Below are 13,725 nucleotides of genomic sequence, written 5' to 3'. Positions count from 1 at the left end.
CATGCCATGGAGAGCATAGAAAAAATCTGGAGAGAGCGGTACCAGCACCCTACGGTCTGGGACCAGACATTCGCCCCGATGTCGATGGGAGAGATGGTCGAGACAAGCGCGCTGGCGCATCCCGACGCCCCGATGATCGACTTCATGGGCCGGCATTTCAGCTACGGCGCGATGCTGGAACAGATACGCCACATCGCCTGCGGCCTGCAAAAGATGGGCGTGCAGAAAGGCGACCGGGTCGGCCTGTACCTGCCCAATACCCCCCATTATGTCGCGGCCTATTATGGCGCGCTGATGGCCGGCGCGATCGTCGTCAACTTCTCCCCCCTCTATACCGCCGCCGAACTGGAGCATCAGGTCGAGGATAGCGGGACGAAAATCCTGTTCACCTTGTCGGCCAAGGCGCTGCTGCCGACCGCGCTGGAAGTGCTGGACCACAGCACGCTCGAAACATTGGTGGTCGGATCGGTCGCGGAGATGCTCCCGCCGGTCAAATCGCTGCTGTTCCGCTGGTTCAAGGCCAGCGAAAGCACGCCGTTGCCGGACGATCCACGCATCATCCGCTATGACCGGCTGATCGCCAATGCGGGCGGCTGCACCGTGCCGGAGATCGACCCGGTCAATGATGTCGCGCTGCTGCAATATACCGGCGGCACCACCGGCACGCCCAAGGGGGCGATGCTGACGCACCAGAATCTGACCGCCAATGCGCGGCAGGCGCAGGCGATCGACCCGCACCGGAATGAACCGGACCGGATCATCGCGGTGCTGCCCTTCTTCCACGTCTTCGCCAACACCTGCACGCTCAACCGCACCGTGCTGAACGGCGGCGAAATGGTGATGCTGCCCCGTTTCGACGCGGCGCAGGTGCTGGCGGCGGTGCAGCGGGTCAAGGCGACGTCGCTGCCGGGCGTGCCGACCATGTTCCAGGCGCTGCTGGATCATCCCGCCATCCGCAACATCGACTTTTCCTCGCTACGCGCCTGCATTTCGGGCGGCGCGCCACTGGCGCTGGAACTGCGGCAGAAGTTCGAGGCTGCGACCGGCGCGAAGCTGGTCGAGGGCTATGGCCTGACCGAAACCAGCCCGATCGTCTGCACCAACCCCTATGAGGGGCTGAACAAGAGCGGGACGGTGGGACAGCCGGTGCCGGGCACGCGGGTCAAGATGGTCGATCGCGAAGACCCGACCCGTCCACCGCCAGAGGGCGAGCCGGGCGAACTGCTCTTCGCCGGGCCGCAGGTGATGAAGGGCTATTGGAACCGTCCCGACGCCGATGCCGAAGTATTCGTCGGCGACTATGTCCGCACCGGCGACGTCGGCCTGATCGACGAGGATGGCTATGTAAAGATCGTCGATCGGTTGAAGGACATGATCGCGGTCGGCGGGTTCAAGGTGTTCCCCAGCCAGGTGGAAGCGGTTCTCTACCATCATCCGGCGGTCAAGGAGGCGCTGGTGATCGGCGTGCCGGACCATTATCGTGGCGAGCAGCCCAAGGCCTTCGTCACCCTGAACGAAGGCGCGGAAGTGGATGGCGCGGCCCTCAAAAGCTGGCTCAACCCGCAACTGGGCAAGCATGAGCGGGTATGCGAGGTGGAGGTGCGCCTCAACCTGCCCAAGACGCTGGTCGGCAAGCTGTCGCGCAAGGAACTGGTGGCCGAGGAACGGGCCAAGGCGGACGCCGCGCTGGCAGAGGCTGGAACTGCGGCCTGATCCTTCCTATCTGTGCGACGGTTGGTGATGTGCCTGGCGGCACATCACCCGCACCGGCCCGTTCCTCCACCCGGCCACCCACACAATACTGGCGTTGCGTGGCCGGGTGGAGGAACGGGCCGGTGTCGCGTTCAAAAACAGTTTGAGGAAATGGATCATGGCGCAGGATATCGCAACGCTGGCCGGGGGCTGCTTCTGGTGCACGGAGGCGGTCTATCAGAATCTCAAGGGCGTCCAGGGAGTGGAGAGCGGCTATATCGGCGGCAAGCTGCCCAACCCGACCTATGAACAGGTCTGTTCGGGCGCGACCGGCCATGCCGAAGCGATCCGCATAAGCTATGACCCAGCGGTCATCAGCTATGCCGACCTGCTCGACATCTTCTTCGCCACGCACAATCCCACGACCCTAAATCGTCAGGGCAACGATGTCGGCACGCAATATCGCTCCGCCATCTTCCCCCATTCGGCGGAACAGGAGAGCGAGGCCCGCGCCGGCATAGAGCGTGCGCAGGCGGACCAGAGCGATCCCGTCGTCACTACGATCGAAGCGGACGCGCCCTGGTATCCGGCCGAGGATTATCATCAGAAATATTGGGACCGGGTCGGCGACCAGAATCCCTATTGCATGGCCGTGATCCCGCCCAAGCTGGCCAAGTTGCGCAAGGGCTTTGCCGCGCGGATCGAGGGCTAACCCCCCGCGTCTACGGCCCGTCGCGTTTCGCAGCGTCCTTTATGGGCGGTTCATCCGTCTCATGCTAGGGACGCGCGAACGCACAAGCCGGGGATGAAAAATGAAGACGAAGCTGTTGCTTGCTATGCCGCTGTTGATGCTGGCGCTCCCCGGTTGTGTGCGGACCGTCGCCAGCGTCGTGACCGCGCCGGTGCGGGCCGGGTCGCAGGTGGTGGACTGGACGACCACGAGCCAAGACGAAGCAGACCGCAATTACGGCCGCAAGATGCGCAAACAGGAAGCGCGCGAAGGCAAGGAACGCAAGAAGGCCGACAAGGAACGGCGCGAACAGTGCCGTAGGGCCGGCTATGATAATTGCGGGTGAGACTGGCTGAACGAGGCATAGCTCGCGCGCGAACGTGAGACGCGATATGTCTGTTTTTGGATGTTAGCGACCGTTCAAAGCAGACCGGTTCCCGCTGGATGAGCGACGGACCCCACGGGCGCAGACCGCAAGAGTGGCAGCAATCAGCCAAACGAACGCGATTATGCCCAGCATGTCAGCAAACCGCGAGGCGATAGGGGCCATGATCGCAACGCCAAAGGCGTGCGCTCCAAACACGATCAATGCGCCATAACTTAAAACTCGGACTGCCTCGATTGTGATCCGGCTAGTTATCACCAGTGACATCGCGAGAGCAGCCAAGCTCTCTGCAATCACGATTGTGATGTCACTCATCTCGTAGAGCCTCCCGAAGCAATCTGGCCGGGAGAATGTCAGAAATGCTCAACTACCGCAAATGGGAGTTAATGGACGCACCGTCATTGAAATATCCAATTGGCATCCCAGCGACGGCTGCGACATCAAGCCGTCTGGCGCTTCACCGCATAAGGCCGCCGCATGACCGTTCGTGCCGCTGTGTTTCGGCTATTATCTGCTTCCCGACATAATCCAACGACTGCCCCTCAGGCCGCCGCGCGCCGCAGCCGGTCGTTGATCGCCGCGCCGATGCCGTCGTCGGGAATGGGCGCCACCGCGATCCGATCGGCCGCAGCGGCGTCGGCGATATGCAGCGCCGCGAAGAGGTGCGCCGCCGCCTCGCGCAAATCCGCCTCCTGGCTCAAGTTGATGTGGCAGGGCATCAGGCCGAAGCCGATCAGATATTCGTCCTTTTCCGCCCGCAGCGCGTTCAGCCGCACCGGCTTGGACGGGGCATAATGGCTTTCCAACTGGCCGGGCGCCTCGATCTTCGCATCGCCGCCGATCACCACCGGCAGGCCGGTCGCCTCCTCCAGCATCTCCGCCGTCACCGGGCCGGGGCGCAGCAGGCGGATGCGGTCCACCTCCGGCGCGGCGATGGTGGATTCGAGGCCCTCGCTGGTCGGCCCTTCGTCCAGGATCATGCGGATCTTGCCGTCCAGGCTGGCCAGCACATGGTCGGCGCGCGTCGGGCTGATCGATCCGCTGCGATTGGCGGACGGGGCGGCGAGGGGACAGCCGCTTTCCCGGATCAGCGCACGCATCGCCGGATGAGCGGGCAGGCGCAGCGCCACGGTCGGCAGGCCGGCCGTCACCAGCGGCGACAGGCCGCTATCGGCGCGCACCGGCAGCACCAGCGTCAGCGGCCCCGGCCAGAAACGGTCGGCGAGCAGTGCGCCCGATGGCGACATCTCGGCCAGCCGTTCCGCCATCGCCCGGTCGGCGACATGGACGATCAGCGGATTGAAGCTGGGCCGCCCCTTGGCGCTGTAGATCGCGGCGACGGCGTTGCTGTCGGTGGCGTCGGCGGCCAGGCCATAGACCGTCTCGGTCGGCACGGCCACCGGTTCCCCCGCCCGGATCAGCAGCGCCGCCTCCCGCAGGGACTCGCTGCCATAACGGACCGACCTGGTGGAAAAGACTGGATGAGCGATCGTCACAACCCCCGCGATATAGACCCCGATCCCGGCGATTAAAAGGCCATTGCGTCAGCGACATGACAACGGGGCCGCGCCATGTTCGGATGCTTGCGACCGCAGCCAAGCCCGGTTAAGCCCCCGCCATGAACGACGCACTATTGACCCGCATTGCCGAGGCGCTGGAGCGACTGGCCCCGCCGCCGGCCATCTCCGCCGATCTGACCGCGCATCCCGCCTATGTGTGGGATGGCCGCGCGATCCGCGCGGTGGAGGCATTCGCGCCGGTGGATTATGGCCTGCTGACCGGGATCGACGCGCAAAAGGGGCAGTTGCTCGACAATAGCCGTCGTCATGCGGCCGGCCATGCCGCGCATGATGCGCTGCTGTGGGGCGCGCGCGGCACCGGCAAGTCGGCCGTGGTCGCATCGGTCGTCGGTCAGTTGCAGGGGGAAGGGCAGGACATCGCCCTGCTGCAATGCGCGATCGACGAACTGGCCAGCCTGCCGACACTCTTTTCGTTGCTGCGTGGCACGGATCGGCCCTTCATCCTGTTCCTGGACGATCTGGGCTTCGATGAAGGCGGCGTCGGCGACGCCCGGACGTTGCGATCGCTGTTGCAGGGCGGCACGGCCGCACGTCCGGCCAATGTCCGCCTCTATGTGACGTCCAACCGTCGCCATATCGTACCGCGCCACCTGTCGGAACAGGATGATCCCATCAACCCGCGCGACGTCGTGGATGATCGCATGGCGCTGTCCGACCGCTTCGGACTCAGCCTTGGCTTCCATGCGCTCGATCAGGACGCCTATGTGGCGATCGTCGGTGGCTATGCGACCAAGCTGGGCGTCAGCTTCGACCCTCTGGAGGCGATCCAGTGGGCCACCCAGCGCGGCAGCCGCTCAGGCCGGGTCGCCTGGCAATATGTGGTCGAACTGGCCGGCCGGCACGGGCTGACGATCTGATCGCAAAAGGGGCGCTCCTGACCCGGTCAGGAGCGCCCCTTTTGCTTCCCGGCTTGTGTTTTACTGCGCCTTCGTCACGCGCCACACCACGCCGCCGACATCGTCGCTGACCAGCAGCGCGCCCTTGGCGTCGGCGGTGACGTCGACCGGGCGGCCCTGTGCCGCACCATCCTTGTCCAGGAAGCCGGTCAATATATCGACCGGCTTGGCCTTGCCCGCCTCCCCATCGGCAAATCCGACATAGACGACCTTGTAGCCGGCGGCGGGCTTGCGGTTCCAGCTCCCGTGCAGGCCGACGATCGCGCCGTCCGTATAGGGCGCGCCCAGTTGCAGCTTGTCGGCGAAGGTCAGGCCCAGCGGAGCGACATGGTTGCCCAGCGCATAATCGGGGCGCTTGGTATATTCGCGGATTTCCGGGCGCTGCGGCTGGACGCGGCGATCTTCATAGCCACCCCAGTAATTCCATGGCCAGCCATAGAAGGCGCCGAATTCCACCCGCGTCAGATAGTCGGGGACGAGGTCGCCGCCCAGCATGTCGCGTTCATTGACCACGCCCCACAATTCGCCGCTCTTCGGCTCGAAGGCGAGGCCGACCGGATTGCGCAGGCCGGACGCGAAGATGCGCTTATATCCGGTCTTGGGGTTCACCTCGAACACCAAAGCGCGGTTCTTCTCCACCTCCAGCCCGTTGTCGCCGATATTGCTGTTGGAACCGACGCCGACATAGAGCAGCCCTTCCGGGCTGGCGACCAGGCTCTTGGTCCAGTGCTGGTTGGGGGCTTGCGCGGGCAGGTCGATGATCTTGCGGCCCTTGTCCGTGATCTTCGTGTCGCCTTCCTTATAGGGGAAGGCCATCAGCGCGTCGGTATTGGCGACATAGAGCGTGTCGCCGATCAGCGCCATGCCGTAGGGCGAATTGAGGCCGGTCAGGAAGGCCGTTTTCGTCTCCGCCTTGCCATCGCCATCGACGTCACGCAGCAGGGTGATGCGGTTGGCGGACGGCGTACCGGCCCCCGCCTTGTTCATCAGGTAATTCATCACCTTGTTGACGAAGCCGCCCTGCGGACGGGGCGGGCTGTTGGTTTCCGCCACCAATATGTCGCCATTGGGCAGGCGTAGCAGCGAGCGCGGATGGGCCAGACCCTCGGCATAGCGCGCGACGGTCAGCCCCTTGGCCGCGACCGGATGCGCATTGGCGGTCCACGGCTTCACTTCGGCGATGTTCACCGTTGGCAGCATCTCGTTCTTCGGCGTGGTGAAGACCGGCTCCCTGCCGGTGTCCGCGCCCGGCGGCAGTGCGGCCGTGTTCCCCTGCGCCAGATAGAGGAAAGTGCCGCCGCCGATCAGCAGCAGGATCGCGGGGATGGCGATGATATGTTTTTTCATGACCCCACATCTATGCGGAGGCAGGATCGGGAGCAAGGGGCTGGAGAGCGCAGATTTGCGCCTTATTGGCCCCGTTCGCGCAGCCAGAGCAGCAGCGCAATCAGCACGCCCGCGCCGGCGCCCGCCAGCAGGCCGATGCTGGGCTGGCCCATCAGCCCGCCGCCGATCGCCCCGGCCAGGATCAGGAAGGCGATGATCGCGCCCGCGCCGGTCGGTTCTTTTCTGCCCTTGCTCATTCCTGCCCCTTGCCATGATAGCGGCGGCGAGGCCAGATGCTTTGGTGAAAGGGGGACGTCAAAGCGGCGCTGGCCCGTTTCGGGACCGTCCGTGTCATTTCGGGAATGCTGTCCCGCTGTGGGACTTCCCTAATGGTCCATTGACTCATTTCCCCCGCCTGCGCCGCCAAAGCGTTGAAATGGCACGGGGATTGAAAGGGCAGTCCCATAACAAAGTCGCCAAGAACAATCGGGGGTTGCAATGCAGGTGCCATATCTTTCGAACCGAAAGAGCTATGATGATGCGGCCGAACTGATGGCGCTGTTCGGCGACAATGCCGGCTATGAAGCCGCTGCTCGCGCCGATCGCAGCCTGGATCAGGGCAATCACATCCATTTCTGCCACTGGCGCCAGATCGAGCGGCTGATCGTGCTGCTTACCTACGACCAGCCGATGGGCACCATCCATTGAACGGGAATTTCAGAGAATCGTCCGGAAAAGTGGGAAGCGGTTTTTCGCTTAAATCGATGCGAAAACAAAAAACCAGAGCGCGCGACCTGCATCGGATTTAACGCAGCGCGCTCTAGAGGCGCAGGCCTGCGGTTTCCGGCAGGCCCGCCAATATGTTGAGATTCTGGACCGCCGCGCCCGCTGCGCCCTTGCCCAGATTGTCGAGCGCCGCGACCAGCCTTGCCTGTCCGCTCGTCTCGCTGCCGAACAGGAACAGCGCCAGACGGTCGGTCGCGCCGACATGCTCCAGCGTGACATTCCCCATGGCCGCGCTCTCATCCAGCGATGCGACGCTGACGATCTGCGACCCGGCATAGGCGGTTGCCAGCGCGGCATGAATGTCGGCCAGCGTCGGCGCACCCGGCATCGCCCGCAGTTGCAGCGGTACTTCCACGATCATCCCGCGATAGGCGTTGGCCACGGCGGGGGCGAAGATAGGCGGATGGGCGAGGCCCGAATAGCGGGTCATTTCCGGCACATGCTTGTGGCCCAGCGCCAGCCCATAAGGACGGAAAGCGCTTGGCGCGCCGGCTTCCCCTTCATATTCGGCGATCATCGCCTTGCCGCCGCCCGAATAGCCCGATGCGCCCGACACCGTTACCGGCCATTGGGCAGGCAGCAGGCCGGCCAGCACCAATGGCCGTACCAGTGCCAGGAAGCCGGTCGGCCAGCAGCCGGGATTGGCGACGAAGCGGCTGTTCGCCAGCACGTCGCGGTGACCCGGCTCCAGTTCGGGGAAGCCATAGGTCCATCCGTCCGCCACGCGATGCGCGGTCGAAGCGTCGATCACACGGGTATGTCCGTTGTCGATCAGCGCCACGGCTTCACGCGCGGCATCGTCCGGCAGGCACAGGATGACGACGTCCGCGGCGTTCAGCGCATCGCGCCGCGCATTGGCGTCACGGCGCAATTCTTCCGGCACGGTGATGATCGACAATTCGGCGCGACCGGCCAGCCGGTCGGCTATTTCGATGCCAGTGGTGCCATGGCCACCATCAATGAAGACCTTGGTACTCATGCGCCGATTCTCCGCCGGGCGATAATGGGCTGCGGATGCGTGTCGGCAAGCCGCGCGACCACGTCCGCCAGCGGCTCCTGCACCACCGCCATCCAATGGGCATTGGCGTGCAGCAACGTCTTGCCATCGGTCATGATGCCGACATGGCCGGGGAAGAAGATCAGGTCGCCGCGCCGCAGCGCTGCCTCACTGTCGATCGGCGCGCCGATCCCCTCGCATTGCAGGTCGGTGTCGCGCGGCACGACGATGCCGGCCTGACCCAGCGCGACCTGCACCAGTCCCGAACAGTCGATCCCGCGATGGCCGCGCCCGCCCCAGATATAGGGCTGGCCCAGATAGCGTTCCGCCGTAGCGACCCAGTCGGTCGGCCTGGTATCGGCTGGTTCGACGTGGCGAACATGGATATACCCTTCGGCGCAGGCGATGAAATCACCCTGCGCTTCGCCCGAAAAGAGCGCGCCGCCCGGCCAATGGTCGGCGATCGGCGACTTGATGTCCGCTGCGCTGAACAGCGGCGCGCTTGCCACCCTGATCCGGTGGTTCGGCGTTTCCAGCAGGTCCAGGGCATCGCGACGGATATAGCCGACATAGCCGTCATGGCCGCAAAAGCCCCAGGCCCAGTCGGTCATCACGTCCAGCGCATGGAAGGTTTCGCCGCGCAGCAATTCGCTGACCGCTTCGGCCGTGGGCGATGTGCCCGACACGATCGCCGCACCGGCCGCCACGCAGGTGAGCGGAACCGCCTTGGCGTAATGCGCCGAGAAGAGGACGCCCGCCAGCGCCAGATCCGCAAGGTCGCCACGCGCCGCATGGACGCGGCGGTCGAGCGCTACCGATCGGCCGTCGAGCGTGAAACGGGTTCGTTCAGGCGGTGCGTTCCGCGTGGAGTTTGTCGTGCCTGTCATCGCGGCCGGTTCCTGCGATGAAATGGTGAAAGGCGTCAAGGAATTCCGCGCCTTTCGACGTCCGGGTGATGAAAATATTGCGACGATCGGCGACATCGCGCTCCCGGCGGAGGTACCCAAGTGCCGAAAGCTTGTTCAGCGCGCGGGTTATGACGGGCTTCGACACATGCAGCGCCTCCGCCAGACCGCGCACCGTATGCGGGCCGGACCCGATATACACGGTCATCATCAGCGCCATCTGGCGGTTGGTCAGGTCGGGTTTGCCCGACCGGACATAATCGACAAGGGTGCGCATCCACTGTCCCAGGGGTTGAAGGGCGGGGCGCTCGGTTTCGGTGAGGCTATGCGCGTTCATGCCCCCTTAACGCATGATTCCCAATCCGGTTGCGTAACGGACTGAGAACCGGTCGCAGCTTTATTGGCTCCTGCCATAACGCTGTTGCAACAGGCGGAAAACCGCGCGCAGGCCCAATGCTTCTCCGCCCTTGGGCCGGCCGGGCCGGGACGCCGGACGCCAGGCGAAAGTGTCCAGATGCAGCCAGGGCGTATCCTCCGGCACGAACCGTTTCAGGAACAGCGCGGCGGTGATCGCGCCGGCAAAGCCGCCTTCGCCCGCATTGTTGATGTCGGCCACATCGGATTTCAGCATGTCGGCATAACCGTCCCATAGCGGCAGACGCCAGGTCGGGTCGTCCACTTGGGTACCGGCGGCGGCGATATCGGCCGCCAGCGCATCGTCATTGGCGAACAAGGCGGGCAGGTCGGGGCCGACCGCAACCCGCGCCGCGCCGGTCAGGGTCGCGAAATCGACGATCAGTCCGGGCTTCTCCTCACCCGCGCGGGTCAGGGCGTCGCCCAGCACCAGCCGCCCTTCCGCATCGGTATTGCCGATCTCGACGCTCAGCCCCTTGCGCGTGCGCAAGATGTCGCCGGGGCGGAAAGCGTTGCCGGCGATCGCATTCTCCGCCGCCGGGATCAGCAGGAGCAGCCGCACCGGCAGCCGCGCGGCCATGATGAGCTGCGCCAATGCCAGCGCATGCGCCGCCCCGCCCATATCCTTTTTCATGATGCGCATGCCCGACGACGGCTTGATGTCCAGCCCGCCGCTGTCGAAGCAGATGCCCTTGCCCACGATGGCGATGCGCGGATGGGCGACATCGCCCCAATGAAGTTCGATCAGGCGCGGGGCGAAGCTCTTGTCCGCCGCCTTGCCGACGGCGTGGATCATCGGGAAACCCTGTTCCAGCGCGTCGCCTTTAACGGTGGTGACGCTCGCGCCAAAGGCGGCGGCGACCTTCTCCACCGCCGCTTCCAGATCGGGCGGCCCCATGTCGGCGGCGGGGGTGTTGACCAGGTCGCGGACCAGCGCCACCGCCTGTGCCAGTTGCACGGTGGCGCTTGTCCGCGCGACGTCGCCGGTCAGCAGCACGCGCGCCCCGGCGGGCGCCTCCTCCTTGCGATAGCGGTCGAACCGATATTGCGCCGTCAGCCAGCCCAGCGCCGCCGCACCGACGGACCCCTCGGTCAGGCGATAGCTGCCTTCCGGCAATGTCTCGGCCAGACGGGCAAGGCACCAGCTACCCAGAGTCTCTTTATTGGCGACCCCGGCGACGACCGACCAGTCGCCATCCCGTGCGCCGGGCAGAATGGCATGCTCATGCGCAAGCCCCCTGAACTTCTGCGCCGCCAGCAGCCCGCGCACGGATGCGGGGCGGCCGGCCAGCCATGTGTCGAAGCTCTTAGCGTCGACCAACTGGATCGAATGGGCGGGCTGCTGATTGTCGGCTTTGAGCAGGTCGGAAAAATCGGTCATGACGCGGATGTAAGGGAAAGCGAACCGCGAAGGAAAGCGCATTTTTCATCGCTGCGTCGCCACGTCCGACCCTTTCTTCAATTGCGATGTGAACCGGCCGGGCGTAGCTTCGTTGGATAAAGAACAAGGAGATGGACGATGATTCATGGTGATGATCGCAGCCTGCAAGCGGCAAGGGCGCGGGCCTATGCGCTGGCCGAAAGCGGGCAATTCGACAACAGCAATGCGGTCCAGCAGGCTCTGGTAGCCGAAGGCTGGTCCAATGCCGGGCGTGCGCTCGACAGCGACTATGCCCGCAAGGCGGTCGGCGAAAAATGCCGCGCGGCTGCAAAGGCCCATTGATGCAGGGTAGAATGATGGTTTCGGCGGCGGTCCTGCTGATCGCCGCCTGCTCGCCGTCGCACGATCAGTCGACTGGCAACGCCGCAGAGAATGAGGCGGCCGCGCGCTTCGCCGACAAGATGGCGGGCGCGCCCCAGCCTCAGCCGGCGGCCAAGCCCTTTGCGCAGGCGGACAAAAGCGAATTTCTCGAATTTTCCTATGCTTATCCTGCGCAGGCGGCGGCGATTCCTTTCCTGGTCGACAAGTTCGGCAAGGACGCGGCGTCATCCAGGGCGGATGCGCTCAGGATGGCGAAGGACGATAGCGCGGCCATGAAGGCGTCGGGCTATCCCTTCCGCCCGCACAGTGTCGAAACCCGATGGCGGGTCGAGGCGGACACGCCGCGCTTCCTGTCGCTCGAATCCGAATCCTACGTCTATACCGGCGGCGCCCATGGCATGACCGGCTATGACGTGGTGTTGTGGGACAAGGCGCGCCGGCGCGAAGCCAGCGTCAAGGCGATGATGACGTCGCCGGCGGCCTTCGCGGTGGCGATTCGCGACCCCTTCTGCAAGGAACTGGACCGGCAACGCGCGGAAAAGCGCGGCGAACCGGTCGTGCGCGGCGATGACGACTTCACCAAATGTATCGACCCGATGTCGGAGACATTGGTGCCGACCTCCAGCGACGGCAAGCTGATCGACAGCATGACCGTCGTCGTCGGCCCTTACAGCGCCGGTCCCTATGCCGAGGGCAGCTATGATGTGAAGTTGCCGGTCGATGCGGCCATGCGCAAGGCGATCAAGACCGAATATCAGGACGGATTCGTGCCGGGCTGAATTCGCCCCTGTTCCCCGGCCTGCGCCGGGGAACAGGGATGCCTGTGTCTTTAAGCCGGCACCCCATAAAGGTCATGATCGTCGGCGTCCTCGATCAGCACATCGAACATGTCGCCGGCCTTCCGTCCTTCGCCCACATCGCGCAGGAAGACGTTGCCATCGATTTCCGGCGCGTCGGGCTGGCTGCGCGCGGTAGCGCCGATGCTGCCATCTTCCTCGTCCGGCTCGCCCACTTCATCGAGGATCACGGGCAGGACGCGACCGACCTTCGCCTGCAACTTGGCGGCGCTGATCGCGGCGGTCTTTTCCATGATCCGCTGATAGCGTTCTTCCTTGACCTCTTCGGGCACCGCGCCGGGCAGGGCATTGGCCGCAGCCCCCTCGACCGGCTCGAACCGGAACGCGCCGACGCGGTCCAGTTGCGCCTCGTCCAGCCAGTCGAGCAGATACTGGAAATCCGCCTCCGTCTCGCCGGGGAAGCCGACGACGAAGCTGGAACGGATCGCGATGTCCGGGCAGATGTCGCGCCATTTGGCGATGCGGCTGAGCACCTTGGCTTCATTGGCCGGGCGCTTCATCGCCTTCAATACGCTGGGCGAGGCATGCTGGAAGGGAATGTCCAGATAAGGCGTCAGCAGCCCGTCGGCCATCAGCGGAATGACCTGATCGACATGCGGGTAGGGATAGACATAGTGGAGTCGCACCCACGGCGCCTTGCCCTCGGCCGTGCGCAACTGGCCCAGTTCGCGGGCCATGTCGGTCATATGGGCGCGGACTTCGCGACCCTTCCACATGCGCGGATCATGCCGGGTGTCGACGCCATAGGCCGACGTATCCTGGCTGATGACCAGCAGTTCCTTCGTACCCGACGCGACCAGCTTTTCCGCCTCGCGCAGCACCGCGTCGATGCGCCGCGACACCAGATCGCCCCGGATGGACGGGATGATGCAGAAGGAGCAGCGATGATTGCAGCCCTCCGAAATCTTCAGATAGCTGTAATGGCGCGGCGTCAGTTTCAGCCCGCCTTCGGGCACCAGGTCGACAAAGGCGTTGGGAATGGGCGGCGATGCGTCATGCACCGCATTGACCACCTGCTCATATTGATGCGCGCCGGTGACGGCCAGCACCTGCGGGAATTTCGCGCGGATCACATCCGCCTCGTCCCCCATGCAGCCGGTGACGATGACCCGGCCATTTTCCGCGATCGCCTCGCCAATGGCCTCCAGCGATTCCTCCTTGGCGGAATCGAGGAAGCCGCAGGTGTTGACCAGCACGACGTCCGCGCCGGCATAGTCGGCGGACATCTGATAGCCGTCGGAGCGCAGCTTGGTCAGGATACGTTCGGAGTCGACGAGGTTTTTCGGACAGCCGAGCGAAACCATGCCGATTTTCGGCGCGTCTGGGATTTTGGTTGCCATGATCGCCGCGCACATAGGGATTTTTGCGGCAAATGTCACGAGGGGCGCGAAAATG

At 64.7% G+C, this 13,725-nt stretch carries 15 protein-coding genes; 7 read left to right on the top strand and 8 right to left on the bottom strand.

The window, feature by feature from the left end:
• Nucleotides 1-6: 6 nt before the first annotated feature.
• From ASE85_RS15145 to ASE85_RS15135, 3 genes are all read left to right on the top strand, one after another.
• Entirely contained in the window at nt 7-1,713 is a 1,707-nt protein-coding gene (locus ASE85_RS15145) for a long-chain-fatty-acid--CoA ligase (RefSeq protein ID WP_056689980.1), read from the top strand.
• 157 nt (nt 1,714-1,870) lie between these two features.
• Nucleotides 1,871-2,404 (top strand): peptide-methionine (S)-S-oxide reductase MsrA, encoded by a 534-nt coding sequence (gene msrA / locus ASE85_RS15140; protein WP_056689978.1) that lies wholly within the window; start codon nt 1,871-1,873, stop codon nt 2,402-2,404.
• Nucleotides 2,405-2,504: 100 nt separating this feature from the next.
• Nucleotides 2,505-2,768: a hypothetical protein gene (locus ASE85_RS15135; protein ID WP_056689975.1), complete on the top strand. Its 264-nt coding sequence runs from the start codon at nt 2,505-2,507 to the stop codon at nt 2,766-2,768.
• A 581-nt stretch (nt 2,769-3,349) separates the two neighbouring features.
• Here ASE85_RS15135 and ASE85_RS15125 read toward each other — a convergent pair.
• Nucleotides 3,350-4,303, bottom strand: coding sequence for an L-threonylcarbamoyladenylate synthase (locus tag ASE85_RS15125; RefSeq protein WP_056689971.1), 954 nt, complete (start codon nt 4,301-4,303; stop codon nt 3,350-3,352).
• 122 nt (nt 4,304-4,425) lie between these two features.
• Between ASE85_RS15125 and ASE85_RS15120 the strand changes: the two genes are divergently transcribed.
• Nucleotides 4,426-5,244 (top strand): ATP-binding protein, encoded by an 819-nt coding sequence (locus tag ASE85_RS15120; RefSeq protein WP_056689968.1) that lies wholly within the window; start codon nt 4,426-4,428, stop codon nt 5,242-5,244.
• A 60-nt stretch (nt 5,245-5,304) separates the two neighbouring features.
• Here ASE85_RS15120 and ASE85_RS15115 read toward each other — a convergent pair whose 3' ends face one another.
• Together ASE85_RS15115 and ASE85_RS23560 are read right to left on the bottom strand one after the other, a co-directional pair.
• A complete protein-coding gene (locus tag ASE85_RS15115) occupies nt 5,305-6,630 on the bottom strand; it encodes a PQQ-dependent sugar dehydrogenase (RefSeq protein WP_056689966.1) in 1,326 nt (441 codons plus the stop codon).
• Between the two features lie 62 nt (nt 6,631-6,692).
• Nucleotides 6,693-6,866: a hypothetical protein gene (locus ASE85_RS23560; protein ID WP_200928370.1), complete on the bottom strand. Its 174-nt coding sequence runs from the start codon at nt 6,864-6,866 to the stop codon at nt 6,693-6,695.
• A 241-nt stretch (nt 6,867-7,107) separates the two neighbouring features.
• Here ASE85_RS23560 and ASE85_RS15110 point away from each other — a divergent pair, with 241 nt between their 5' ends.
• Nucleotides 7,108-7,317, top strand: a complete 210-nt coding sequence (locus tag ASE85_RS15110; RefSeq protein WP_200928369.1) for a hypothetical protein — start codon at nt 7,108-7,110, stop codon at nt 7,315-7,317.
• A gap of 112 nt (nt 7,318-7,429) precedes the next feature.
• On the opposite strand, the gene argC is transcribed toward ASE85_RS15110, so the two are convergent.
• Genes argC through ASE85_RS15090 form a run of 4 tightly spaced genes read right to left on the bottom strand, consistent with a single transcriptional unit; the run spans nt 7,430 to nt 11,092 of the window.
• Nucleotides 7,430-8,374: an N-acetyl-gamma-glutamyl-phosphate reductase gene (argC, locus tag ASE85_RS15105; protein WP_056689963.1), complete on the bottom strand. Its 945-nt coding sequence runs from the start codon at nt 8,372-8,374 to the stop codon at nt 7,430-7,432.
• Nucleotides 8,371-9,279, bottom strand: a complete 909-nt coding sequence (locus ASE85_RS15100) for a C40 family peptidase (RefSeq protein ID WP_056689961.1) — start codon at nt 9,277-9,279, stop codon at nt 8,371-8,373. Before ASE85_RS15100 ends, argC begins: the two co-directional genes overlap by 4 nt.
• Nucleotides 9,239-9,634 (bottom strand): MarR family transcriptional regulator, encoded by a 396-nt coding sequence (locus ASE85_RS15095; RefSeq protein ID WP_056689958.1) that lies wholly within the window; start codon nt 9,632-9,634, stop codon nt 9,239-9,241. Before ASE85_RS15095 ends, ASE85_RS15100 begins: the two co-directional genes overlap by 41 nt.
• Before the next feature lie 60 nt (nt 9,635-9,694).
• Nucleotides 9,695-11,092 carry a leucyl aminopeptidase family protein gene (locus ASE85_RS15090; protein ID WP_056689956.1) on the bottom strand — a complete coding sequence of 466 codons (1,398 nt, stop codon included), beginning with the start codon at nt 11,090-11,092 and terminating at the stop codon, nt 9,695-9,697.
• Nucleotides 11,093-11,230: 138 nt separating this feature from the next.
• Here ASE85_RS15090 and ASE85_RS15085 point away from each other — a divergent pair, with 138 nt between their 5' ends.
• Together ASE85_RS15085 and ASE85_RS15080 are read left to right on the top strand one after the other, a co-directional pair.
• Complete coding sequence (locus ASE85_RS15085; protein ID WP_056689953.1) at nt 11,231-11,434, top strand: hypothetical protein; 204 nt, start codon at nt 11,231-11,233, stop codon at nt 11,432-11,434.
• Nucleotides 11,435-11,445: 11 nt separating this feature from the next.
• Nucleotides 11,446-12,252, top strand: coding sequence for a DUF4163 domain-containing protein (locus ASE85_RS15080; RefSeq protein ID WP_235523554.1), 807 nt, complete (start codon nt 11,446-11,448; stop codon nt 12,250-12,252).
• A gap of 50 nt (nt 12,253-12,302) precedes the next feature.
• Here ASE85_RS15080 and rimO read toward each other — a convergent pair whose 3' ends face one another.
• Nucleotides 12,303-13,685, bottom strand: coding sequence for a 30S ribosomal protein S12 methylthiotransferase RimO (rimO, locus tag ASE85_RS15075; RefSeq protein WP_200928368.1), 1,383 nt, complete (start codon nt 13,683-13,685; stop codon nt 12,303-12,305).
• Between the last annotated feature and the right edge of the window lie 40 nt (nt 13,686-13,725).

Source organism: Sphingobium sp. Leaf26 (assembly GCF_001421665.1).
In the GTDB taxonomy this organism is placed as follows: Bacteria; Pseudomonadota; Alphaproteobacteria; order Sphingomonadales; family Sphingomonadaceae; genus Sphingobium.
This window is presented reverse-complemented; position numbering and strand designations above follow the sequence as displayed.

What these genes read in the sequence shown, in the direction of transcription:
- msrA (WP_056689978.1), top strand. Translation starts at nt 1,871, where the DNA reads ATGGCGCAGGATATCGCAACGCTGGCCGGGGGCTGCTTCTGGTGCACG.
- ASE85_RS15120 (WP_056689968.1), top strand. Translation starts at nt 4,426, where the DNA reads ATGAACGACGCACTATTGACCCGCATTGCCGAGGCGCTGGAGCGACTG.
- ASE85_RS15100 (WP_056689961.1), bottom strand. Translation starts at nt 9,279, where the DNA reads ATGACAGGCACGACAAACTCCACGCGGAACGCACCGCCTGAACGAACC.
- ASE85_RS23560 (WP_200928370.1), bottom strand. Translation starts at nt 6,866, where the DNA reads ATGAGCAAGGGCAGAAAAGAACCGACCGGCGCGGGCGCGATCATCGCC.
- ASE85_RS15110 (WP_200928369.1), top strand. Translation starts at nt 7,108, where the DNA reads ATGCAGGTGCCATATCTTTCGAACCGAAAGAGCTATGATGATGCGGCC.
- ASE85_RS15090 (WP_056689956.1), bottom strand. Translation starts at nt 11,092, where the DNA reads ATGACCGATTTTTCCGACCTGCTCAAAGCCGACAATCAGCAGCCCGCC.
- ASE85_RS15145 (WP_056689980.1), top strand. Translation starts at nt 7, where the DNA reads ATGGAGAGCATAGAAAAAATCTGGAGAGAGCGGTACCAGCACCCTACG.
- ASE85_RS15085 (WP_056689953.1), top strand. Translation starts at nt 11,231, where the DNA reads ATGATTCATGGTGATGATCGCAGCCTGCAAGCGGCAAGGGCGCGGGCC.
- ASE85_RS15095 (WP_056689958.1), bottom strand. Translation starts at nt 9,634, where the DNA reads ATGAACGCGCATAGCCTCACCGAAACCGAGCGCCCCGCCCTTCAACCC.
- ASE85_RS15115 (WP_056689966.1), bottom strand. Translation starts at nt 6,630, where the DNA reads ATGAAAAAACATATCATCGCCATCCCCGCGATCCTGCTGCTGATCGGC.
- rimO (WP_200928368.1), bottom strand. Translation starts at nt 13,685, where the DNA reads ATGTGCGCGGCGATCATGGCAACCAAAATCCCAGACGCGCCGAAAATC.
- ASE85_RS15135 (WP_056689975.1), top strand. Translation starts at nt 2,505, where the DNA reads ATGAAGACGAAGCTGTTGCTTGCTATGCCGCTGTTGATGCTGGCGCTC.
- argC (WP_056689963.1), bottom strand. Translation starts at nt 8,374, where the DNA reads ATGAGTACCAAGGTCTTCATTGATGGTGGCCATGGCACCACTGGCATC.
- ASE85_RS15080 (WP_235523554.1), top strand. Translation starts at nt 11,446, where the DNA reads ATGATGGTTTCGGCGGCGGTCCTGCTGATCGCCGCCTGCTCGCCGTCG.